General features: G+C 54.2%; 25 protein-coding genes and 2 tRNA genes. 14 read left to right on the forward strand and 13 right to left on the reverse strand.

Features of this window, described 5'->3' with window-relative positions; translation table 11 throughout:
* Positions 1-110 precede the first annotated feature (110 nt).
* The gene (gene phoH, locus PGR29_RS11040; RefSeq protein WP_015367231.1) at positions 111-899 is read left to right on the forward strand and encodes a phosphate starvation-inducible protein PhoH; all 789 of its coding nucleotides are present in this window, start codon (positions 111-113) and stop codon (positions 897-899) included.
* A gap of 106 nt (positions 900-1005) precedes the next feature.
* A complete protein-coding gene (locus PGR29_RS11045; protein ID WP_316424528.1) occupies positions 1006-1158 on the forward strand; it encodes a hypothetical protein in 153 nt (50 codons plus the stop codon).
* Positions 1159-1637: 479 nt separating this feature from the next.
* Here PGR29_RS11045 and PGR29_RS11050 read toward each other — a convergent pair.
* The 3 genes from PGR29_RS11050 to PGR29_RS11060 all read right to left on the reverse strand — a co-directional run bounded on the left by PGR29_RS11050 (position 1638) and on the right by PGR29_RS11060 (position 3429).
* Positions 1638-1725: transfer RNA gene (locus PGR29_RS11050), tRNA-Ser, on the reverse strand.
* A gap of 146 nt (positions 1726-1871) precedes the next feature.
* A complete protein-coding gene (locus PGR29_RS11055) occupies positions 1872-2549 on the reverse strand; it encodes an isochorismatase family protein (protein ID WP_015367229.1) in 678 nt (225 codons plus the stop codon).
* 19 nt (positions 2550-2568) lie between these two features.
* Positions 2569-3429, reverse strand: coding sequence for a pirin family protein (locus tag PGR29_RS11060; RefSeq protein ID WP_316424529.1), 861 nt, complete (start codon positions 3427-3429; stop codon positions 2569-2571).
* Between the two features lie 115 nt (positions 3430-3544).
* Between PGR29_RS11060 and PGR29_RS11065 the strand changes: the two genes are divergently transcribed.
* Positions 3545-4450: a LysR family transcriptional regulator gene (locus PGR29_RS11065; protein ID WP_316424530.1), complete on the forward strand. Its 906-nt coding sequence runs from the start codon at positions 3545-3547 to the stop codon at positions 4448-4450.
* Positions 4451-4795: 345 nt separating this feature from the next.
* Here PGR29_RS11065 and PGR29_RS11070 read toward each other — a convergent pair.
* A tRNA-Ser gene (locus tag PGR29_RS11070) sits at positions 4796-4883 on the reverse strand.
* A 268-nt stretch (positions 4884-5151) separates the two neighbouring features.
* On the opposite strand from PGR29_RS11070, the gene ghrA reads away from it, so the two are divergent.
* The 7 genes from ghrA to ymdB all read left to right on the forward strand — a co-directional run bounded on the left by ghrA (position 5152) and on the right by ymdB (position 9806).
* Entirely contained in the window at positions 5152-6090 is a 939-nt protein-coding gene (ghrA, locus tag PGR29_RS11075; protein WP_113374210.1) for a glyoxylate/hydroxypyruvate reductase GhrA, read from the forward strand.
* Positions 6091-6175: 85 nt separating this feature from the next.
* The gene (locus PGR29_RS11080; protein ID WP_015367224.1) at positions 6176-6913 is read left to right on the forward strand and encodes a phosphatase; all 738 of its coding nucleotides are present in this window, start codon (positions 6176-6178) and stop codon (positions 6911-6913) included.
* Positions 6914-6936: 23 nt separating this feature from the next.
* Positions 6937-7491 carry a TorD/DmsD family molecular chaperone gene (locus PGR29_RS11085; protein WP_316424531.1) on the forward strand — a complete coding sequence of 185 codons (555 nt, stop codon included), beginning with the start codon at positions 6937-6939 and terminating at the stop codon, positions 7489-7491.
* A gap of 102 nt (positions 7492-7593) precedes the next feature.
* Positions 7594-8076 (forward strand): DUF1097 domain-containing protein, encoded by a 483-nt coding sequence (locus tag PGR29_RS11090; protein ID WP_316424532.1) that lies wholly within the window; start codon positions 7594-7596, stop codon positions 8074-8076.
* A gap of 287 nt (positions 8077-8363) precedes the next feature.
* On the forward strand, positions 8364-8660 hold the full coding sequence (locus PGR29_RS11095; RefSeq protein ID WP_228302313.1) for a fimbrial assembly protein: 297 nt from the start codon (positions 8364-8366) through the stop codon (positions 8658-8660).
* Between the two features lie 228 nt (positions 8661-8888).
* A complete protein-coding gene (locus PGR29_RS11100; protein WP_087858023.1) occupies positions 8889-9191 on the forward strand; it encodes a type 1 fimbrial protein in 303 nt (100 codons plus the stop codon).
* Positions 9192-9281: 90 nt separating this feature from the next.
* Positions 9282-9806: an O-acetyl-ADP-ribose deacetylase gene (gene ymdB, locus PGR29_RS11105; protein WP_087858022.1), complete on the forward strand. Its 525-nt coding sequence runs from the start codon at positions 9282-9284 to the stop codon at positions 9804-9806.
* Between the two features lie 44 nt (positions 9807-9850).
* On the opposite strand, the gene mdoC is transcribed toward ymdB, so the two are convergent.
* On the reverse strand, positions 9851-11011 hold the full coding sequence (gene mdoC, locus PGR29_RS11110) for a glucans biosynthesis protein MdoC (protein ID WP_213793810.1): 1161 nt from the start codon (positions 11009-11011) through the stop codon (positions 9851-9853).
* 252 nt (positions 11012-11263) lie between these two features.
* On the opposite strand from mdoC, the gene mdoG reads away from it, so the two are divergent.
* From mdoG to PGR29_RS11125, 3 genes are all read left to right on the forward strand, one after another.
* On the forward strand, positions 11264-12817 hold the full coding sequence (gene mdoG / locus PGR29_RS11115; RefSeq protein WP_045393624.1) for a glucans biosynthesis protein MdoG: 1554 nt from the start codon (positions 11264-11266) through the stop codon (positions 12815-12817).
* The gene (mdoH, locus tag PGR29_RS11120; protein ID WP_113374206.1) at positions 12810-15338 is read left to right on the forward strand and encodes a glucans biosynthesis glucosyltransferase MdoH; all 2529 of its coding nucleotides are present in this window, start codon (positions 12810-12812) and stop codon (positions 15336-15338) included. Before mdoG ends, mdoH begins: the two co-directional genes overlap by 8 nt.
* A gap of 61 nt (positions 15339-15399) precedes the next feature.
* Entirely contained in the window at positions 15400-15627 is a 228-nt protein-coding gene (locus PGR29_RS11125; protein WP_087858019.1) for a YceK/YidQ family lipoprotein, read from the forward strand.
* Here PGR29_RS11125 and PGR29_RS11130 read toward each other — a convergent pair whose 3' ends face one another.
* The 3 genes from PGR29_RS11130 to PGR29_RS11140 form a co-directional block, all read right to left on the reverse strand.
* Positions 15628-16014 (reverse strand): MysB family protein, encoded by a 387-nt coding sequence (locus tag PGR29_RS11130; RefSeq protein ID WP_316424533.1) that lies wholly within the window; start codon positions 16012-16014, stop codon positions 15628-15630. It abuts the gene before it with no gap.
* Between the two features lie 91 nt (positions 16015-16105).
* Complete coding sequence (mdtG, locus tag PGR29_RS11135; protein ID WP_316424534.1) at positions 16106-17356, reverse strand: multidrug efflux MFS transporter MdtG; 1251 nt, start codon at positions 17354-17356, stop codon at positions 16106-16108.
* Positions 17357-17530: 174 nt separating this feature from the next.
* Positions 17531-18451 (reverse strand): Kdo(2)-lipid IV(A) acyltransferase, encoded by a 921-nt coding sequence (locus PGR29_RS11140; RefSeq protein ID WP_087858016.1) that lies wholly within the window; start codon positions 18449-18451, stop codon positions 17531-17533.
* Positions 18452-18658: 207 nt separating this feature from the next.
* On the opposite strand from PGR29_RS11140, the gene PGR29_RS11145 reads away from it, so the two are divergent.
* Complete coding sequence (locus PGR29_RS11145; RefSeq protein ID WP_087858015.1) at positions 18659-19723, forward strand: rhodanese-related sulfurtransferase; 1065 nt, start codon at positions 18659-18661, stop codon at positions 19721-19723.
* Here the strand turns inward: PGR29_RS11145 and PGR29_RS11150 are convergent.
* The 5 genes from PGR29_RS11150 to pyrC form a co-directional block, all read right to left on the reverse strand.
* On the reverse strand, positions 19709-19822 hold the full coding sequence (locus tag PGR29_RS11150; RefSeq protein WP_015367210.1) for a YceO family protein: 114 nt from the start codon (positions 19820-19822) through the stop codon (positions 19709-19711). The two genes, PGR29_RS11145 and PGR29_RS11150, sit on opposite strands and share 15 nt — an antisense overlap.
* Positions 19823-19880: 58 nt before the next feature.
* Complete coding sequence (solA, locus tag PGR29_RS11155) at positions 19881-20999, reverse strand: N-methyl-L-tryptophan oxidase (RefSeq protein WP_316424535.1); 1119 nt, start codon at positions 20997-20999, stop codon at positions 19881-19883.
* Between the two features lie 124 nt (positions 21000-21123).
* On the reverse strand, positions 21124-21378 hold the full coding sequence (bssS, locus tag PGR29_RS11160) for a biofilm formation regulator BssS (RefSeq protein WP_015367208.1): 255 nt from the start codon (positions 21376-21378) through the stop codon (positions 21124-21126).
* Positions 21379-21682: 304 nt separating this feature from the next.
* Positions 21683-21928, reverse strand: a complete 246-nt coding sequence (dinI, locus tag PGR29_RS11165; RefSeq protein ID WP_087858013.1) for a DNA damage-inducible protein I — start codon at positions 21926-21928, stop codon at positions 21683-21685.
* Positions 21929-22001: 73 nt separating this feature from the next.
* Positions 22002-23048 carry a dihydroorotase gene (pyrC, locus tag PGR29_RS11170; RefSeq protein WP_113374203.1) on the reverse strand — a complete coding sequence of 349 codons (1047 nt, stop codon included), beginning with the start codon at positions 23046-23048 and terminating at the stop codon, positions 22002-22004.
* Positions 23049-23156: the final 108 nt, after the last annotated feature.

The following is a 23156-nucleotide window of genomic DNA, read 5'->3' on the forward strand; positions in this document are numbered from 1 at the left end:
TTCAATCGGCAAGCAATGGCTTACAAGGAAGCCAAACCTCAATCGTTCGTGCGCATAATCGCGTTGCTCTTGACGCGCGTGATGTAAACCAACAACGCAAGGTGCTATCCATGGGAAGACAAAAAGCAGTGATCAAAGCTCGTCGTGAGGCAAAACGTGTGCTGAGACGGGATTCGCGTAGCCATAAACAACGTGAAGAAGAATCGGTCACATCGCTTGTGCAAATGAGTGGCGTAGAAGCAATCGGCATGGCGCGGGATAGCCGCGATCTTTCACCGATTGAGGCGCGTAATGAAGCTCAGGCGCATTATTTGAATGCCATCGACAATAAACAGCTGATTTTCGCCACCGGCGAAGCCGGGTGCGGGAAGACCTGGATCAGCGCGGCTAAAGCAGCTGAAGCCCTGATCCATAAGGATGTGGACAGAATTATTGTTACCCGTCCCGTTCTGCAGGCCGACGAAGATCTCGGCTTCTTACCGGGAGATATCGCCGAAAAATTCGCTCCCTATTTCCGACCGGTATATGACGTGCTGGTGAAGCGGTTGGGCGCTTCCTTTATGCAATACTGCCTGCGTCCGGAAATCGGCAAGGTAGAAATCGCGCCGTTCGCCTATATGCGCGGACGCACCTTTGAAAACGCGGTGGTGATTCTGGACGAGGCCCAGAACGTGACCGCGGCGCAAATGAAGATGTTTTTGACCCGCCTCGGGGAGAACGTCACGGTTATCGTCAACGGCGATATTACCCAGTGTGATTTGCCCTCTGGCGTAAAATCGGGTCTGAGTGATGCGTTGTCGCGTTTTGAAGAAGACGACATGATTGGCATCGTACGCTTTACCACCGATGACTGCGTGCGTTCAACGCTCTGCCAGCGAACGTTGAAAGCCTATTACTAAACGCTAGTGAGTGTGCAAAGCCCGGGATATCCCGGGCTTTGTTGCTTTTGCAGCATTTCCCCGGCGGCGCTGCGCTTGGCCGGGCTACTGGCTAATGGTGCGGCCTGTGGGATACCCGGCGACGCTGCGCCTGGACTGGCTACTCGTTGGCGGTGCGGCCTGTGGGATTCCCGGCGGCGCTGCGCCTGGACTGCTACTCGTTGGTGGTGCGGCCTGCGGGTTTCCCGGCGGCGCTGCGCTTGGCCGGGCTACTGGCTAATGGTGCGGCCTGTGGGATGGGTAGCCCGGGCGAGGCATTTATGCCGACCCCGGGAAGGGCGGCGGTGCCACATGCGAAAAAAGCCCGTACTTTCGTACGAGCTCTCATCTCGAATATGGCGGTGAGGGGGGGATTGACTCGCTTCGCTCGCCCCTGCGGGGCAGCCCGCTTACTGCGTTCGCGGTCTGTCCAACTGGCTGTGCCAGTTGTCGAACCCCGGTCGGGGATTCTCATCCCCCTGCGAGTGCCACATGCGAAAAAAAAGCCCGTACTTTCGTACGAGCTCTTCTTAAAATATGGCGGTGAGGGGGGGATTGACTCGCTTCGCTCGCCCCTGTGGGGCAGCCCGCTTACTGCGTTCGCGGTCTGTCCAACTGGCTGCGCCAGTTGTCGAACCCCGGTCGGGGGTTCTCGTCCCCCCCAACGGAGAATATAAAAGAAAAGAGCCCGTACTTTCGTACGAGCTCTCATCTCGAATATGGCGGTGAGGGGGGGATTCGAACCCCCGATACGTTGCCGTATACACACTTTCCAGGCGTGCTCCTTCAGCCACTCGGACACCTCACCATATTGTCTTGCTGCTCACCTTGGGTGGGCAACGGGGCGCTACTATAGGGAGTTGAGCTAAAACGGTCAAGCATATTTTTTTCTTTCTTTACCGTTCGGTTAAGCAATGAACACTGCCCCGTCGATTCATCGACGGGGCAGCTATTTTAACGCTGGGAGTCCAGCTTTTCGTTATTCTTCACGACGTCCTGCGCCTTGCTGTAGCTTTCAATCAGCAACTGATACGCCGGGAAGACTTTGGTGTACACCTCAGCCCACTCGGCGGCATCCGGACGGTTCCAGGTGCGCTGCAGTTCTGAGGCTACCGCGGCAGTATCCATTGGCACTACACCGGCCTGGACTACGCGGGCCAGGGTGATCTCCTGCGCCATTTTGCTATAGGTACCCGAGGCGTCGATAACGGCAAACACCTTATAACCGTCGGCGACGGCGGCAATCGCCGGGAAAGCCATGCAGACGCTGGTAATAGTACCGGCAATGATTAAGGTTTTACGCCCGGTGGCTTTCACCGCGGCGACAAACTCCGGGTTATCCCAGGCGTTGATCTCGCCTTTACGCGCAATATACTTCGCATGCGGCGCATTCTCATGAATTTCCGGAATCAACGGACCGTTCGGGCCCTGCGGCACGGAAGCGGTGGTGATCACCGGGATCCCGGCAAGCGATGCCATTTTCGCCAGCGCGGCGGCGCGAGCGCGCAGTTCCGGCATCGGCATATCGCCAACGGTCTGGAACAGGCCGCTTTGGTGGTCAATCAACAGCATCGCGGTATCGTTAACATCAATCACCGGACGAGAACCGTTAAAGTTAGCTGGAGTAGACATATTCTTCACCTCAATTTCGTTAGATTTGGCCAAAACGGCCGCTGTTAAAATCGCGAATTGCTTCGGCAATTTGCGTTTTGGTATTCATCACAAACGGGCCGTAGCCCACGATCGGCTCCTGTAGCGGCTCGCCGGCCATCAGCAGAACCTTCGCGTTGGAGCCCGCTTCCAGATGGAAGGCTTCACCTTTTTGGCTCAGCACTACCAGCTGTCCTTCCCGTGCGTTTTCGGTACCGTTGACGGTGACTTCGCCCTCGAGTACGACCAACGCGGTGCTCCAGCCTTCCGGCTGATGCAATGTCACATCGTGACTTTGTTTGAGCTGCATATCCCACACGTTCAACGGTGAGAACGTATGCGCTGGGCCGGCGACATCGCCGTAACGCCCGGCAATCACTCTGACGCTCCCGGCATCTTCTTCCAGCGCCGCTTGCGGAATGACGTCTGCGGTAATGCTCTGATAGCCCGGAGTCGTCATCTTGTCTTTCGCCGGCAGGTTGACCCACAGCTGCATCATTTTCAGTTCACCGCCGGAGCGGGTGAACGCTTCCGAGTGGAACTCTTCATGCAGGATCCCGGCGCCAGCCGTCATCCACTGCACGTCGCCAGGGCCGATAACGCCGCCTCTGCCGGTTGAGTCGCGATGCTCTACTTCACCGGAGTAGACAATGGTGACGGTTTCGAATCCGCGATGCGGATGTTCGCCGACGCCGCGTTTACCGTTTCCCGCCGGAAAAGTATGCGGACCGGCATAGTCGAGCAGTAAAAATGGGCTCAGTTGTTCGCCGTGGGTCTGGTAAGAAAACATTGAGCGAACCGGGAAACCGTCGCCCACCCAGTGCTGCGAAGGGGCGGTGTAAACGCCAGTAATCTGTTTCATGGTTATCTCCTGCGTGTCTGTATATGATGTGAATAAGCTTATATCTTGGGCTAATATTCCGGTAGATAGCGAAAATGACCTATACTGTTCTAAAAATGGAACGATGGAGAAAAGGATGCAGGATCTCAACGACCTGGCATGGTTTGTTCAGGTGGTAGACCATGGCGGTTTTGCCGCTGCCGGTCGGGCGCTCGACCAGCCTAAATCCAAACTCAGCCGCCGCATTGCGCAACTGGAAGAACGCTTGGGCGTGCGCCTGATTCAACGAACTACCCGACAGTTCGCCGTCACGGAAGTCGGCCAAACTTTCTACCAACATTGCAAGGCGATGTTGATAGAAGCCGAAGCGGCGCATCAGGCGGTAGAAACGCTGCAATCTGAACCGCGCGGCAGCGTCAAGCTCACCTGCCCGGTAACCCTGCTGCATGCCCATATTGGCCCGATGCTGGCACGCTTTATGGTGCGATACCCTGGAGTAACGCTGCATCTGGAAGCCACCAATCGGCGGGTGGATGTGGTGGGCGAGGGGGTTGACGTGGCCATCCGCGTGCGGCCAAGGCCATTTGAAGATAGCGACCTAGTCATGCGGGTGTTGGCCGATCGCGGTCATCGCCTGGTGGCGAGTCCGGCGCTGATCGCTCGGCTTGGGCGCCCACAGGCGCCGGCGGAATTGAGTACCTGGCCGGGGCTAAGTATTGGCGCCGGAAAACATCAGCATAAATGGCAGCTGACCGGTCCGGAGGGGGCGCGAGCCGAGGTTTATTTCACCCCGCGGATGGTGACCAGCGATATGCTGGCGCTGCGCGAGGCGGCCATGGCGGGCGTTGGCGTGGTTCAGCTTCCTTTATTAATGGTGCGCGATCAGCTGGCGTCAGGGGAGTTGGAAATCGTGCTTGATGAGTGGCAACCGCGTCGGGAGGTCATTCATGCGGTGTTCGTCTCGCGGCGCGGTTTATTACCTTCCGTCAGAGCGCTGGTGGATTATCTCAGCGAAGAGTATCAGCGGATGGAAGAGGATTAGCTTCGTTTTTTCCCGGCGGCGCTGCGCTTGGCCGGGCTACTGGCTAATGGTGCGGCCTGTGGGATGGGTAGCCCGGGCGAGGCATTTATGCCGACCCCGGGAAGGACGGCGGTGCCACATGCGAAAAAAGCCCGTACTTTCGTACGAGCTCTCATCTCGAATATGGCGGTGAGGGGGGGATTGACTCGCTTCGCTCGCCCCTGCGGGGCAGCCCGCTTACTGCGTTCGCGGTCTGTCCAACTGGCTGCGCCAGTTGTCGAACCCCGGTCGGGGGTTCTCGTCCCCCCCAACGGAGAATATAAAAGAAAAGAGCCCGTACTTTCGTACGAGCTCTCATCTCGAATATGGCGGTGAGGGGGGGATTCGAACCCCCGATACGTTGCCGTATACACACTTTCCAGGCGTGCTCCTTCAGCCACTCGGACACCTCACCATATTGTCTTTCCCGTTGTTGCTGGGAACGGGCGCTAATGTAGGGAAATACGTATCTCCCGTCAATCATCTTTTTTAAAAAAAGATGCGTTTAGCCAAACTTCAAACAACTTGCTTCTTAATCGCGCGGTAATCGTTTTTTTTGTCGCCATTCTCTTTATTGCTCGATAGCGATGCGGAATTTGTTATGCTGGCAAACCAATACAAAACAAAGAGTAAAACACGACGCAAACCTCAACCTACTCACGCGTCAGTAATCAGGAGTCATTATGGAGATTATTTTTTACCACCCAACGTTCGATACCCCATACTGGATAGCAGAACTGGAAAAACATCTGCCGGGAGCGCGCGTTCGTGAGTGGAAACCTGGCGACAATCAACCAGCCGACTATGCGCTGGTCTGGCATCCACCGGTAGAAATGCTGCAAGGCCGCGAATTGAAAGCGGTTTTTGCCCTCGGCGCAGGCGTGGATTCCATTCTTAGCAAGCTGCGGGAACATCCGGAAATGCTGCCGCTTTCGATTCCGCTGTTCCGCCTCGAAGATACCGGCATGGGCCTGCAGATGCAGGAATATGCGGTAAGCCAGGTATTGCACTGGTTCCGCCGCTTTGATGATTATCAGGCGCTGAAGCAGGAATCCCGCTGGCAGCCGTTGCCGGAATATCGTCGCGAGGATTTCACTATTGGTATCATGGGGGCAGGGGTGTTGGGCGGCAAAGTCGCGGAAAGCCTGTTGCGCTGGGGTTTCCCGCTGCGCTGCTGGAGCCGTAGCCACAAATCCTGGCCGCAGGTTGAGAGTTTTGCCGGTCAGGAAGAACTGGGCGCGTTTCTACAAGAAACCCGAGTGCTGATCAACCTGTTGCCCAATACGGCCGAAACCGTCGGCATCATTAATGAAACCTTACTTTCTCAACTTCCGGATAACAGCTATGTTCTGAATCTCGCCCGCGGCGTGCATATCGTCGAGCCGGATTTACTGGCGGCGCTTAATAGCGGCAAACTGAAAGGGGCGATGCTGGATGTCTTTAGCCGCGAACCGTTGCCGAAAGAGAGTCCGCTGTGGGCGCATCCGCGCGTGGCCATGACGCCGCATATTGCCGCCGTTACCCGTCCGCAGGAAGCAATTGCCTATATCGCCAGCACCATTAGCCACCTGGAGCGGGGTGAAACGGTCAGCGGGCAGGTCGACCGCCAGCGCGGCTACTAATCGATAACCCCGCTACGGCGGGGTTTTTACTGATCATGACTCCTGATTCCTGCTATTCTTGCCACAAATAGAGGAGGAGATTGTGATGTATCCTGTTGACCTGCACATGCATACCGTCGCCAGCACCCACGCCTACAGTACCCTGCATGACTATATTGCCGAGGCCAAACGTAAAGGCATTAAACTATTTGCGATAACCGATCACGGCCCGGATATGGCAGATGCCCCGCACTACTGGCATTTCGTCAATATGCGTATCTGGCCGCGTCTGGTTGATGGCGTCGGCATTCTGCGCGGTATTGAAGCGAATATCAAAAATACCCAAGGTGAAATTGACTGTACCGGACCAATGCTGACTTCGCTGGATCTGATCATTGCTGGATTTCATGAGCCAGTATTCCCGCCCCAGGATAAAGCCACTCATACTGAAGCGATGATTGCCGCGATTGCCAGTGGCGCCGTCCACATGATTAGCCATCCGGGTAATCCGAAATTCCCAATCGATATTCCAGCGGTAGCCGAAGCGGCGGCAAAGCATCATGTGGCGCTGGAAATTAATAATTCCTCATTCCTCTCATCGCGTATTGGTAGTGAGGATAATTGCCGGGCGATCGCCGCCGCAGTGCGTGATGCGGGTGGTTGGGTGGCGCTGGGTTCGGACTCGCATACCGCCTTTACCCTTGGCGAATTTACCGAATGCCGCAAAATCCTTGACGCGGTGAATTTCCCGGAAGAGCGGATCCTCAACGTCAGTCCGCGTCGACTATTGAATTTCCTCGAATCACGCGGAATGCCGGCGATTGCGGAATTTGCAGACCTTTAATTTGAACCACTGGAACATATTGTATGAATGAATTTTCAATCCTCTGTCGCGTGCTGGGCTCGCTGTACTATCGTCAGCCGCAGGATCCGCTGTTGGTGCCGCTGTTCACGCTGATTCGCGATGGCAAGCTGGCCGCCAGCTGGCCGCTGGAACAGGATGAATTACTGGAGCGTCTGCAGAAGAGTTGTGATACCCAGCCCTTAACCGCTGATTACAACGCCCTGTTCGTTGGGGAAGAATGTGCGGTCTCGCCTTATCGCAGCGCGTGGGTTGAAGGTGCAACTGAAGCGGAAGTTCGTGGTTTTCTGACGCAACACGGCATTCCTACTGGCGAAGGTCCAACCGATCATATTGGATCCTTACTGCTGGCCGCATCCTGGCTTGAAGATCATGCCTCGGATGACGAAAGCGAAATGCTGGAAACGTTGTTTGCCGATTATCTATTGCCGTGGTGCGGCACCTTCCTTGGAAAAGTGGAAGCGCATGCGCAAACCGCATTCTGGCGCACCATGGCGCTATTAACGCGTGAAGCGATTTCCGCGATGTGGGATGAACTGCAGGAAGAAAACGACGAATAAATGTGACATAGGTCACTTTTGATGTGAAACAGCAAACTCATGCATTCATATTGTGTGTTCTGGATCGCATTTGGTTGCCGCGTATCTGCTATGATACGCGGCATGAACATACTCTTCGCAATCGCACTCACGACGGGCATTCTCTCCGGCATTTGGGGATGGGTGGCGGTCTCACTTGGCCTGCTGAGCTGGGCCGGATTCCTCGGCTGTACGGTCTATTTCGCGTGCCCACAGGGCGGTCTGAAAGGGCTGTTGATTTCCGCCTGCACGGTCATGAGCGGCGTGATATGGGCGCTGGTGATTATTTACGGTAGCGCGTTGGCGCCGCAGCTGGAAATCCTCAGCTATGTGATGACCGGAATAGTCGCTTTCCTGATGTGCATTCAGGCGCGCCAGCTGCTGCTCTCTTTTGTTCCTGGAACCTTTATCGGCGCCTGCGCGACGTTTGCCGCGAGCGGCGACTGGCGCATTGTCGTGCCGTCTCTGGCGCTGGGATTGGTCTTTGGCTATGCCATGAAAAATAGCGGGCTGTGGCTGGCAGCGCGAGCGGCAAAGAATAAATCTTTGGCTAACGATCACGTCTGATTTTCTTCACATTTCCTCGATGACGGGAGCAAGCTTCCCGTCACGCCCTACATGAAAGCCTTTTCGCATCAACCCCTCTTCGATTGTTTTTTCCTCTTAATGCAGACATTTTGAGCAAACAAACCATAATAATTTGATACCGTTTGCAAAAACGAAGAGAAAAAAGTATCAACAGGTACTTCATATATATACTGATTTTGTATGTAGTTGCTTGTATTCAACTGCGCTCATGGATGATTTGTAAGGTTTTTTTGACCGTTACGCAGAGGGGTTTTGCCGTGAAAAAAATGACTGGCGTACTACTTGCTACAGTTTGTTTCCTTCCCGCTTTATTGACTTTTTCGACTACCTCTAGCGCCGCAAGCGGCGTGATTCGTTTCCACGGCGGCGTTGTTGAACCGCCTTGTCAAATTCGTTCTTCAGAAGATCAGGTCTCGATGGCCTGCGCTAAGCAGAAGTCAGTTACTTTTTCTGCTCAGCAGGTGGCCCGAGGGGATCTGCAACATGCCAATATCAAATCTACGCAATTAACCTACATTAATCCTCAGCACACTAACGCTATCCTCGAAGTGAATTATCGTTAACAGTACAGCCCCTGCCGGACCCGCAGGGGTTTTCCCGTCTCTCACCTGATATTCCCACGCAGATTTTTTGTAGCAAAATCAAGATGAATCGGTTTTGTTATCAAAAAGAAAACAAAAAGTAATATATTTGTGTTTTATAACGCAATCATTGCCTTGCCGTAGTCTGGCGGCGCAGTGCGCTCAGGGATGGCCTGTTGCTTCTTTGCTATTCATACAGAGGAGTTTGCCGTGATAAAAAAAATCCACGCCTTAGCGGTGCCATGTCTGATGTTGTCATGCTTATTTGGCTCAGTGAATGCCGCGCCGACCGGCGGCGTTGTCGCCATTTACGGGCAGGTCGTTGACCCCTCCTGCGAAGCCAATAGTGTGGGTGATAAGATTGAAATGGCCTGTCCTCGGCTGCGTACCCATATGGTTTCGCCGCAGGTGCTGACGACGGGGAATTACAGCAATGACGCCGTCCATTCGGCACAATTAAAGTATATTGATCCGCAACATACCCGCGCTATCCTCGAAGTGAATTATCGCTAAATACTGGCCCTCAGGCTTCCGCCTTGGGGGCTATCATGCCATAGTAGACATCACGCTAGGTATGAAGACGTTTGCCGACAGGAGGGGGAAATGGTTGTTCAACCTGAAGTGGTTCTCGGCGATATTACGACGTTGCAGGTAGATGTTATTGTCAACGCGGCCAACCCATCGTTACTGGGCGGCGGTGGCGTTGATGGCGCCATTCATCGGGCTGCGGGTCCGGAATTACTGGCCGCCTGCAAAATAGTCCGTCAGCAGCAGGGCGAATGTCCGCCCGGGCATGCGGTTATCACCAGCGCCGGTAATTTACCGGCCAGCGCGGTGATCCATGCGGTCGGCCCCGTCTGGCACGGCGGCGGCGAGCAGGAAGCTGAATTACTGGCGGATGCCTATCGCAATAGTCTGTTGCTGGCGGCAGCCAATAATTATCGTTCTATTGCTTTTCCGGCTATCAGCACCGGCGTATATGGCTATCCGAAACAGGCGGCGGCGGAAATTGCGGTAAAAACGGTGAATGCTTTCCTCACCCGATATAATCCGCTGGAACGGGTCTATTTCGTCTGTTTTGATAAAGAAACGGCGGAAATTTATCAGCGATTATTACAGGCAGAATGAATCGTGATACCGACAGCGCGCGGGCGCGCTGTCGGTTGCAGATTTTAGTTAACCGACACCGGCGCTTTCGCCGGTTTTTGTTGCGGTTTACCTGAGAACAGGAAGCGCAGCAGCGGAATACGAAGATGGATTTCGTACAATATCAGCGCAATCCCCACCACAAATACCAGTCCGGTGATAAAACCTAACAGGTTCGATTTTATTATCGGCGTAATCCATGCCCCATACAGCAGGGTGAGCGGATGGTGCACCAGGTAGATAAACAGCGAAGCGTTGACGAAGTAAGTCACCCGAGCGGACTGGAAGTTAAGCAGGCGGTGGCCCAGTGAGAAGACCACGTTTACCATCCACAGCCCCAGCACCATCGTAATCACCGATTCGGTTTCATACATCCAGCCATCGCCAGAACCATACTGCTGGTTAAGACGATAGGCGATAAAGCCCAGCAGTGCGCCAACAAAACACCAGGGTGACGAGGTGGTGAACATCGCTTTTAGCCGCGGATTGATGAACGTCTGCGCGCCGAGAATGAAGAACGGCAGATAAAACAGGGTCTGCATAACGATAAAGTTAAACAGTCCGTTGCTGAGAATCGGCGGGTATACGATAAAAATGGTGCGACGGATCACCGCATACAATACGCCAAGTCCCAGAAAAATCAGCGATAATTGACTGAATGTGACGGTGTCACCGAAGCTGGCGGTCTGCGTTTTTCGCCGATTGGCCAGCCACTTAAACAGCACTACCCCGGCGGTGGTCAGCACCACAAGCACCAGCAAAAACCACAGATGGGAGATAAGCTCCCAGGCCAGGGTGTTGAATTTGTCATAGCCGGAGAGCGTATGCCAGTCCTGGGCTTTACCATTGACGTATTGCAGCATCAGAAACTGCGGCAGGGTGAGCAGTGGGATCGCGGTGAGCATCGGTATGCCAACTCGCTCTACACGCACTTTCCACCATTTCTTCAGCGGATAGCGGAGAAAGAGCATGTATGAGAAATAGCCGGAAATAACAAAGAAGACCTGCATACGGAAGGCATGGATAAAATCGTTGAACAGCGTTAGCCCCCAGGAGGGCTCCAGGCTATTCACATGCCAGCTGTGGCTGGAGTAGATAAGTGAGATGTGAAACGGGATCCCCAACAGCATCAGCCAGGCGCGGATACTGTCGAAGAAATATTCACGTTCTACTGGTGTTTTATTCATAAATTCACAACAATCTCAGACAATTCGTCTTATCACTCAGGGCGATAACGGTTACATTGCCAGCAACCCTACATGAACTCAGGGTATCTGTCTCCAGGATAAGTACGCAAAGTGCAATATGGGACAGAGAACTGTTTATTCCCTGGTCCGCTAAGCTGAACAATGCAGGGATTATGTTGTCGGATTGCCTGAGTTTCCATTAAAATAGATCGGATCGATTTAAGCACACAAAGGGGGAAGTGCTTACTTACTATGAAACATAAACCACAGATGATGAAAATGCGTTGGTTAAGCGCAGCCGTAATGTTGTCCCTGTGTACTTCATCTGCATGGGCATTCAGCATTGATGACGTAGCAAAACAGGCGAAAACGTTAGCCGGGAAAGGCTATGAAGCGCCAAAAAGTAACCTGCCCTCCGCCTTCCGCGATATGAAATACGCGGATTACCAGCAAATCCAGTTCAATCACGATAAAGCCTACTGGAATAATCTGAAGACCCCATTCAAGCTGGAATTTTACCACCAGGGCATGTATTTCGACACGCCGGTTACTATTAATGAAGTGACCAGCACCAGCGTACGTAAAATTAAATATAGCCCGGATTATTTTAATTTTGGCAATGTTCAGCACGATAAAGACACGGTGAAAGACCTTGGTTTCGCCGGTTTTAAAGTACTGTATCCGATCAATAGCAAAGACAAGAATGACGAAATCGTCAGCATGCTCGGGGCCAGCTACTTCCGCGTTCTGGGCCAGGGTCAGGTCTATGGGCTTTCCGCCCGCGGCCTGGCTATCGATACCGCGCTGCCGTCCGGCGAAGAGTTCCCTCGCTTCCGCGAGTTCTGGATTGAGCGTCCGAAAGCGACCGATAAGCGCTTAACCATTTATGCGCTGCTGGATTCCCCGCGTGCGACCGGTGCCTATCGCTTTGTGATTATGCCCGGGCGCGACACCGTGGTTGATGTGCAGTCGAAGGTTTACCTGCGCGACAAAGTCGGCAAGCTTGGCGTGGCGCCGTTGACCAGTATGTTCCTGTTTGGGCCGAACCAACCGTCGCCGACCACCAACTATCGTCCGGAATTACATGACTCCAACGGTCTGTCGATTCTTGCCGGTAACGGCGAGTGGATCTGGCGTCCGCTGAATAACCCGAAACATCTGGCCGTCAGTAGTTATGCGATGGAGAACCCGCAAGGGTTTGGCCTGCTGCAGCGTGGCCGCCAGTTCTCCCGCTTTGAAGATCTCGACGATCGTTACGACCAGCGCCCGAGCGCGTGGATCACTCCGAAAGGCGACTGGGGTAAGGGTAAAGTCGAATTGGTTGAAATCCCGACCAACGATGAAACCAACGATAATATCGTCACCTACTGGACCCCGGATCAGCTGCCGGAACCAGGCAAAGAGATGAACTTCAAGTACTCCATTACCTTCAGCCGCGATGAAGACAAACTGCATGCGCCAGACAGCGCTTATGTGGTGCAGACTCGCCGCTCAACCGGTGATGTGAAGCAGTCTAATCTCATTCGCCAGCCAGATGGCACCATCGCTTTCATCGTTGATTTCACCGGCGCTGACATGAAAAAAATGGCGGCGGATACCCCGGTAACGGCGCAGGCGAGCATCGGCGATAACGCCGAAATCGTGGAAAACTCGGTCCGCTATAATCCGGTTATCAAGGGTTGGCGTATGACCCTGCGCGTGAAAGTGAAAGATCCGAAGAAAACCACGGAAATGCGTGCGGCGCTGGTCAATGGCGATCAGACGCTAAGCGAAACCTGGAGCTATCAGCTGCCTGCCAATGAATAAGATAACGAATTATATCGACGCATTGCCGCTGTCGGATGCAGAAAAAGCCGCATTACCTGATACGAGCCTGCAAGCCGTACATGAAGCGCTTGACGCAGAGCATCATCATTTTTCGCGCGATGAAGATTCCCCATTAGGATCGGTAAAAGCGCGGCTGGAGCATAGCTGGCCGGACTCTCTGGCCGGCGATCAGCTGGTGAAAGATGATGAAGGACGCACTCAGCTTCATGCGATGCCGAAAGCGAAACGTTCCTCGATGATCCCCGACCCGTGGCGTACCAACCCGGTAGGCCGCTTCTGGGATCGTCTGCGTGGCCGTGATGTGACTCCGCGCTATCTCTCTCGTCTCACGCAGGAAGAGCGCGAAAGCGAACAGAAATGGCGTACCGTCGGCACCATTCGCCGCTATATTTTGCTGCTGCTGACGCTGGCGCAAACGGTAGTGGCCACGTGGTATATGAAGACCATCCTCCCTTATCAGGGATGGGCGTTGATCAATCCATCCGATATGGTTGGCCAGGATCTATGGGTCTCCTTCATGCAGCTACTGCCGTACGTGTTGCAGACCGGTATCCTGATCCTCTTCGCGGTACTTTTCTGCTGGGTCTCGGCCGGTTTCTGGACCGCGCTGATGGGCTTCCTGCAACTGCTGATCGGGCGTGATAAATACAGTATTTCGGCATCCACCGTTGGTGACGAGCCGCTGAACCCGGAACACCGGACGGCGCTTATTATGCCAATCTGCAACGAAGATGTTGACCGCGTGTTTGCCGGCCTGCGCGCCACCTGGGAATCGGTGAAAGCGACGGGTAACGCTGCGCATTTTGACGTTTACGTGCTAAGCGACAGCTACGACCCGGATATTTGCGTTGCCGAGCAAAAAGCGTGGATGGAGTTGATTGCCGAAGTGCAGGGTGAAGGCCAGATCTTCTATCGTCGCCGTCGCCGTCGCGTGAAACGTAAAAGCGGCAACATCGATGATTTCTGCCGTCGCTGGGGTAGCCAGTATAGTTACATGGTGGTGCTCGACGCTGACTCAGTGATGACCGGCGAGTGCCTGAGCGGGCTGGTGCGCCTGATGGAAGCGAATCCGAATGCCGGGATCATCCAGTCTTCGCCGCGCGCCTCTGGTATGGATACCCTTTATGCGCGCTGCCAGCAGTTCGCCACCCGCGTGTACGGCCCCCTGTTTACCGCCGGGCTGCACTTCTGGCAGTTGGGTGAATCGCACTACTGGGGTCACAACGCCATTATCCGCGTAAAGCCGTTCATCGAACACTGTGCGCTGGCGCCGCTGCCGGGCGAGGGTAACTTTGCCGGTTCGATTCTGTCGCATGACTTCGTGGAAGCCGCGCTGATGCGCCGTGCGGGTTGGGGCGTATGGATCGCCTACGATCTGCCGGGCTCCTATGAAGAGCTGCCGCCGAACCTGCTGGATGAGCTGAAGCGCGACCGTCGCTGGTGTCAGGGTAACCTGATGAACTTCCGCCTGTTCCTGGTGAAAGGGATGCACCCGGTACACCGTGCGGTGTTCCTGACCGGCGTCATGTCTTATCTGTCGGCGCCGCTGTGGTTTATGTTCCTCGCATTGTCGACTGCGCTGCAGGTCGTGCACGCCCTGACCGAGCCGCAATACTTCCTGCAGCCGCGCCAGCTGTTCCCGGTATGGCCGCAGTGGCGTCCAGAACTGGCTATCGCGCTGTTTGCCTCGACCATGGTACTGCTGTTCCTGCCGAAACTGCTGAGTATCATTCTGGTGTGGTGCAAGGGGCCGAAAGAGTACGGCGGCTTCTTCCGCGTGACGCTTTCCCTGCTGCTGGAGGTGCTGTTCTCGGTGCTGCTGGCGCCGGTGCGCATGCTGTTCCACACCGTGTTCGTGGTCAGCGCGTTCCTCGGTTGGGAGGTGGTGTGGAATTCACCGCAGCGCGATGATGACTCAACGCCCTGGGGCGAGGCCTTTATGCGTCACGGCTCGCAGCTGCTGCTGGGTCTGGTTTGGGCGGTTGGTATGGCGTGGCTGGATCTGCGTTTCCTGTTCTGGCTGGCGCCTATCGTCGTGTCGCTAATTCTCTCTCCATTTGTCTCGGCGATTTCCAGCCGCGCGACGGTAGGTCTGCGTACTAAACGCTGGAAATTGTTCCTGATCCCGGAAGAGTATTCGCCGCCGCAGGTACTGAAAGATACCGATGCTTACCTGACTCTGAACCGTCAGCGTTCGCTGGGCGATGGCTTTATGCATGCGGTGTTTAACCCATCGTTCAACGCCCTGGCGACGGCAATGGCAACGGCGCGTCATCGCCACGGTCGTATTCTTGATATTGCCCGTGAACGCCACGTTGAGCAGGCGCTGAATGAAACGCCTGATAAACTTAACCGCGATCGTCGTCTGGTTCTGTTAAGCGATCCTGTAACGATGTCGCGTCTGCACTACCGCGTGTGGAACTCCCCGGAGAAATACTCTTCCTGGGTGGGGGAGTATCAGAAACTCACGCTGAACCCGCTGGCGTTGAAAACGAAGTAAGCCGTACGTTAAGGAAAATACCGGCAATTGTGCCGGTATTTTTTTGCCTGAGAGGAAGTGAATGAGAATATTTGTGCTTATCGCCATGACGCTGGTACTCAGCGGCTGCGGCAGCATTATTAGCCGTACGGTACCGGGGCAGGGCCATGGCAACCAATATTACCCCGGCGTACAGTGGGATGTTCGCGATTCAGGCTGGCGCTATCTGACCATTCTCGATCTGCCATTCTCGCTGGTATTTGATACGCTGTTGCTGCCGTTAGACGCCAGCCATGGTCCCTATGAGTAATTAACGCTCGTCCCACTCATCGGCTGCGGTCTGCCCCTCTTCGGTATCCAGGGAAGGCTCCAGCTGAAACTCGCCTTCATCCCATTCGTGTAGCGTATTTTCTTCCACCCACTCCTGGCGTAGCTCGATTTCGTCAAAATCACCGTCAAATACGCTTTGCGCCGCTTCACCACTGAGCATGGGGAGACACTCGCCTTCTTCATCTTCGCTGGCGAAGAATTCAGCCCGCCAGGCGATATCACCGTCCTGGAGTACGTACTTCTGCATATTGAACTGTTCAATATCGGCAGTTTCTTCATCGCTATCGGGATTATCGGCCAAAAACTCTTCCCGGGCGGCGTCGATTGCCTCTTCGAGCGTGGCGTAGAAAACTGATTCCGTTGACATAGCTAACCCCCTAAGAAGAATGAAAAAGGAACACGTTTCAATCTATAGAAGGCGGTTAGCCTGGCGTCAAGGCAGAGAAGCGCTGAAGCGCTTAATTTACCGAACGTTTACCCGGGCCTCCGTCATCCGCTGAAGCGTTATGCCGTGGGCGACGTAGACTGATGGTCGAGTAAAAAGCGTTAAACAGGACGACGCAGGCGGTGACGAGGAACACGGCGCGGAAGCCGTAGTTAGCCGAGACCGAGGCGCCGATTAACGGCCCGGTGACGTTGCCAATATCGCGAAACGACTGGTTATAGCTGAAGATACGCCCCGATATCTGGCTGGTGGAGTTGTACACCAGCAGAGTTTGTACGGCGGGTAATAGCGCGCCGTCGGCGGCGCCGAGCAAAAAGCGCAGAATGCCTAGCTGCAGCGGCGTCTGAACGAATGACATTGGGACCAGCAGCAGCACGGAAATAACCAGGGCAACGATCAGGATCTTTTCCGGCCCAATACGATCGCCGAGCTTGCCTAAACGTGGCGCGCTCAGCAGGGCGGCAATGCCGGGTACGGAGGCAATCATACCGCTAATAAAGGCGATATTGCTGACGTTACCCGCCAGGTCGCGCACGTAGAGCGTCAGGATCGGCGCAATGGAACCCGTCGCCACCTGGATAATCAATGAGGTCACGAACAAGCTGAGCACCAGTTTAGGGTTCTTGAGCGAACCGAAAACGTCCCTGGCATTGAGCATCTCTTTTTTGTTCACCGGAACAAAGTTTTCGCGAATCAAAAACAGGGTGAACAGGAAGCAGATAAACAGCACCGTGGCGGTCATGAAGAAGACGGTGCGCAAACCCCAGTGGTCGGCAAGGAAACCGCCCGCCAGCGGGCCAAGGAGGGCGCCGCTTACCGCGCCGGTTGAAAGCGTTCCTAGCGCCCAGCCGCTTTTTTGACGCGGGATCTGGGTTGCGATCAGCGCATTGGCATTGGGGATAAAACCGCCCAGTAAACCCAGCAGCGCGCGCAGGATCAGGAATTGCCAAATGTTTTGCGCCATGCCCATCAGCATCATGACGATGGCCATCCCCAGCGCTGAACGGAGCAGCATAATCTTACGCCCTTTACGGTCGGCCAATCCGCCCCAGAACGGCGAGGCAACGGCGGAAAACAGGAAGGTAATGCTAAACACCAACCCTGACCACATATTCAGCGCGCTATGGCCGGTCACACCCAACTGTTCGACATAGAGTGGCAAAAAAGGCATCACGAGGCTAAAGGCGGCGCCGGTTAAAAAGCAGCCAAGCCAGGTGACGGTAAGATTTCGTTTCCAGTTAATAGGCGTATCAGCAGACGACATAAGGTCTCACTGGCCCGCGGCGCGGGTCAAAATAAAGGAAAATATGAGCCTGCTAATTATGCGCCTGAGAAATGGTTGTCGCAATGGAGCGTAGCTTTTAAAGCTAAAGGAGTATTAAAAAGGATCGGCGGTAAAAATATATCCGGGCAGGGGACCACCCGGATAATGAGTCAATCAGTAGCGCGAAGGCACGCCTTCCGGACGCGTCTTAAAGCGACGATGCAGCCACATATATTGCTCTGGCGCCATCATGATGCATTGTTCGACGATTTTGTTCATCCATGCGGCGGTGGTCTCCGCGTTATCCAACGGCGGATCGCACTCCGGCGGCAGCATGATGAGCTCATAGCCTTTGCCGTTTGGTTTGCGGCGCGGAACAAATGGCACAATGCAGGCTTTGGACATTTTCGCCAGCATCCAGGTACCCGAAGTGGTGGCGGCCTGGTCGACGGCGAACAGCGGCGCGAAGACGCTGGCGGTCGGGCCGTAGTCGTGATCCGGGGCGTACCAGACCACTTCGCCTTTTTTCAGCGCGCGGATCATGCCTTTGAGATCTTTACGGTCAATCATATCTTTGTTGGAACGCAGGCGGCCCCAGGTCTGCAGCCAGTCGATAACCGGATTGTCATTCGGGCGATAGACGCCGATGCCAGGCTCGTTCATGCCGAACATGCGCGCGCCCATTTCCAGCGTCAGGAAATGAATACCAATCAACAGAATGCCGCGCTGTTGTGCCTGCACGTCGCGGACATATTGGAAGCCGATGGTGTCTGTCCAGCGCGCAATGCGTCGGGTTGGCCAGAACCATGCCATCCCGGTTTCCATCAGGCCCATGCCGACGGACTCAAAGTTTTGTACTACCAGCTGATGACGCTCTTGCTCGCTCTTCTCAGGAAAGCAGAGTTCAAGATTGCGATAAGCGATTTTTGCGCGGCGTTTCATAAAACGCATTGCCAGGCGACCAATGGCATTACCGAGACGGTAGATAACCGGATAAGGGAGTTGGACAACTAACCACAACAGGCCTATGCCCAGCCAAAGCAGCCAGTAGCGCGGATGGAGCAGCGCGGCGGAAAATTTCGGTAAATGGGTCATTTCATACCTGTCTGATTTAACAACGCGTTCTATTATCGCATTTTTTTGCGCTGCCGCCAAAAGCAGTCTCCTGCTGAAGCTGATTGTTAACGGCTGAAAATTACGTGGCTGAAATGTAGCGTAAAATGTAGGGATGTAAATTAACGGTGTTTGCTATATGATGCCCGCCGTTTATTTTACTCATTTCCTATGTCGAGCAGGTACACCATGCCAGTGTTACACAACCGCATTTCAAATGAGACGTTAAAGGCGCAGATGCTGGCTGAAACCGAGCCGCGCACGACGATCTCGTTCTATAAATATTTCACTATCGTTGACCCGAAAGCGACCCGCGACGCCCTGTGGCTGGCGCTGACTAAGCTGAATGTCTTTGGCCGCATCTATCTGGCCCATGAAGGTATCAATGCGCAGATCAGCGTGCCGGAAAGCAAGGTTGCGGCGTTACGTGAGTTTCTCGATGGTTTTGACCCGGCGCTGAAAGGGTTACGTCTGAATATCGCGTTGGATGATGACGGTAAATCCTTCTGGGTCCTGCGCCTCAAGGTTCGCGACCGTATTGTGGCCGACGGTATTGATGACCCGACTTTTGATCCCTCTGACGTGGGCGAGTACCTGAAAGCGGCGGAAGTGAACGCGATGTTGGATGATCCGGACGCGGTATTCATCGATATGCGCAACCATTATGAATACGAAGTCGGTCACTTCGAGAACGCGATGGAAATTCCGGCGGATACCTTCCGCGATCAATTGCCGAAAGCGGTTGAGATGATGCAGGAGTACAAAGACAAGAAAATTGTCATGTACTGTACCGGCGGCATTCGCTGTGAGAAAGCCAGCGCCTGGATGAAACATAGCGGTTTCAATAAGGTGTGGCACATTGAAGGCGGGATTATCGAGTACGCACGCCGCGCCCGTGAACAGGGCTTGCCGGTACGCTTTATCGGTAAGAACTTTGTCTTTGACGAGAGAATGGGCGAGCGTATTTCTGATGATGTGATTGCCCACTGCCATCAATGCGGCGCACCGTGCGACAGCCACACCAATTGCCTCAACGACGGCTGCCATTTGCTGTTTATTCAGTGCCCGGCTTGTGCCGAGAAATTTGCCGGTTGCTGCAGCGAAGCCTGTATGGAAGAGCATAAACTGCCGGAAGAGGAGCAGCGCAAATTGCGGGCGGGGCGAGAAAATGGCAATAAGATTTTTAATAAATCCCGCGGCCGTCTTAATACCAAACTAGGTATCCCGGATCCCGACCCGTCAGTAAAACCATAACCAGATGAGGTCGATTACTGCTAGCAGCAGCCACAGCGCGAGATAAATCATAAAGTGCTCGCGTACGTTGTTGACTAACCAGTGGTACAGGCGACGCATACACGCTCTCTGAGATGAAACGGCCTCAATCGAGGCCGTTTTGTTTTATAGCTGGCTATTATTGTGAAAATCGCGCCAGCGAGAAGGGAGTCAGATCAAACTCCGTCGTTTCACCTTGCGCAAATTGCGTCGCAATTTCACCAAGTACCGGCGCAAACTTGAAACCGTGACCGCTTAAACCGGTAATGAGTAATGTATTGTCGTGACCGGGAAGGGTATCAATGATGAAATCTTCATCTGCCGTATTATCGTATGTGCAGGAAGCGCCGTGCAGGCAGCCGCCGATTCCGGGCAGTACATTGCGCAGGAAGTTGAACGACTCAGAGCCATCGCTGGCGACAGCGCCAAACGGTTTCCGCTCGCCCGGCTCGGAAATCAGCTGGCCGCCATTATGCTTACCGATCTTCAATTCGTTGTCTTCCGCCGGGAAGCCATAATACTGATCGCCATTCGGCAGTTCGCCGGTGAAAGCCGGGAAGTTATTTTTCGCGCTATAGCGACCATCGGCCTGGAACCAGGCGAAGACTTTACGTACCGGTTGAATGGGCAGTTCCGGCAATAATTTTGTTACCCAGGTCCCGGCGCTGATCAGCAGTTTTTTGCCGCTGTAGCTACCATCGGCGGTATCAATGGTCACGCCGTCGGTGTGATGGTGAATTGCGGTAACCGGGCAGTTGAACAGTTGGGAGCAGCCCGCTTCGCGCGCCAGGCGAATCCAGGTTTCTACCGCCAGCTCGCTGCGTAACACGCCGGAAGCCGGTTCAAAAATAGCCCGGTAATCTTGCGGGATACGAATCTCCGGCCAACGTTTCATAACCGCCTCAGCATCCAGCTCTTCCACGTTAAGCTCAAACTGACGCGCGCTGTGGGCCACGTTATTGAGAAAATCGGAGCCGGCGGGGCCAAGGTTAATAACCCCGGTTTTTTCGAATACGGCCTCGCCGCTACTTTGCGCAAATTCGTCCCATAGCTGCTGGGCGCGTAGCACCAACGGCACGTATCTTTCGCCCTCGCCATAAGCGTGACGAATCAGACGCGTGTTGCCATGGTGGCTGCCTTCCAGGTGCGGCGGTTTGTGGGCATCGGTCATCAGGACATTCAGACCGGCGCGGCGGGCGTAATAGCCAGCGGCAGCGCCAACGGAGCCGCTACCGATAATGATGAGGTCGTATTGCATGGTGAGTTCCGGGTTATTGTTTTATTAGCAGGGTAATTAACATCAGCCGGATGTACAAGCGCGAAAAATAATTCAGGCACCCGCAGGTGCCTGTTCAGTGAATATTTAGACATCATCGGTGATGCTAATGTCTGCGATACTCATTTGCCTGGTAATCGCCAGATTCTATCTTTGCTATTCCTGCTTCCAGAATAGAAATAAACTGACGTGCGACGTCCGTCGTTAGCCATAGCGTCTGGCCAATTTCTGCTTCTTTATCGCTTTCTTGGGTGGGGTTTTGGTAGTGCAGGCGCAACATCAGCGCATCGTAGCTATCAACGGTGCTGATGTCCCATCCGACGAGGGGATGGGTCTGGATGACTTCATTATTCTTTTCCATCATAACCCCTTATTCATATGTTAAAAGACAACAATTCTCGAGGTTTAATGCTTGTTTTCTGAAGCAGGTTAATTATATCAGCAGTTAAGTGCAAACTCGAGAAAATAAATAATTAGAGACAAATTTTACGCTGATCGGTGGTTTTTTGCGCGGGTTTCATCCTGAGTCTCATTATTTTTTAAGGAATTTATCAGGATATTAAGGAAAGTCTTAGTTATAGGCGGAGATAAAAAAGCCGGGGCGACCCGGCAAAAAAAAGCACAATGAGGGAGCAAATTGATTTTGCGTAAGCAAACCCGGAGGCTTAGTCGTGGATAAACCAGTCGTCGGCGCTTTCCCAGGTTTCCTGCAGGATTTCGCTAATCCGGTCTTTGTCTTCTTTCAAACCACCGATGACAGATAAATTATTGCCGGCGGCGTAACGTACCGTGACCTGGTTTTCTCGTTCCGGATAATGTTGAGCGATACGCTTAGCGAGTTCGTTATTCAGCGCTTCCAGCGCGCCGCTGGGTAAGGCTGTGGTTTTGGCAATTGACACTTCGATGCGCATAATGGCCCCCTGGGTAATATACTGTTTATTTATACAGTAACGCTTGCGCATTTACAACAGGGGGCAAAAAACTTTATTTTTTCATCGTCCAACGCACGGTTTCACCGGCCAGGAACGGCACCAACGTATCGCCTGGAAGAGCGATACTTTCGGCAACGGTGCTCTCTTCACGTACCAGTTCAACGTAGCTTTCATTCACCGGCAGGCCGTAGAAACGCGGGCCATTCAGCGAGCAGAAAGCCTCAAAATGCTCCAGCGCATTCATCTCTTCAAAGACGGTGGCGTAGCTGCCGAGCGCGGTGGGGGCATTGAAACAGCCCGCACAGCCGCAGCTGGCCTCTTTACGGTGGCGCGCGTGTGGGGCTGAGTCTGTGCCGAGGAAGGCGCGGCTGAACCCGCTGGCGACCAGTTCACGCAGCGCCTGCTGGTGGACGTTTCGCTTGAGGATCGGCAGGCAGTATAGATGCGGACGAATACCGCCAACCAGCATATGATTGCGGTTAAACATCAGATGCTGCGGCGTGATGGTGGCGGCCAGCAGTTCGTTGCCGTCGCGCACGTATTCAGCAGCATCTTTGGTGGTGATATGTTCGAAGACCACTTTTAACCCCGGCAGCCGTTTGCGCAGCGGTTCCATCACCGTCTCGATAAAGCGCGCTTCGCGATCGAAGATATCGATATCAGCATGGGTAACTTCGCCGTGCACCAGTAGCGGCATGCCCAGTTTCTCCATCCGTTCCAGTACCGGCATGATGGCGTCGGTGCTGGTTACGCCGTGACTGGAATTGGTAGTGGCGTTTGCCGGGTAGAGCTTGGCTGCGGTGAACACGCCTTCATGGAAACCGCGCTCCAGTTCGTCCGGGTCGAGCGTGTCGGTCAGGTAGCAGGTCATCAGCGGCGTGAAATCATGCCCGGCGGGAATTGCATCGATGATGCGCTGGCGGTAAGCAATGGCAGCAGCGACGGTCGTTACCGGCGGTACCAGATTCGGCATCACGATCGCCCGGCCATAAAACTCACTGGTGTAAGGCACGACGGTTTTCAACATATCATCATCGCGTAAATGAATATGCCAGTCGTCAGGGCGGCGGATTTTCAATACCTGGGGTTGTGCTGTCATGGAAGGCTCCGGCTAATTGGTTCAGTCATCAGGGCTGTTTTTTGCCGGGCACTAAGGATAAGCGTAAACGTTTTCCTTTGCACTCATTTCCGTAAAAAATTAAGGGCG

This window comes from Klebsiella sp. 141203, assembly GCF_032601985.1.
GTDB classification, from domain to species: domain Bacteria; phylum Pseudomonadota; class Gammaproteobacteria; order Enterobacterales; family Enterobacteriaceae; genus Klebsiella; species Klebsiella aerogenes.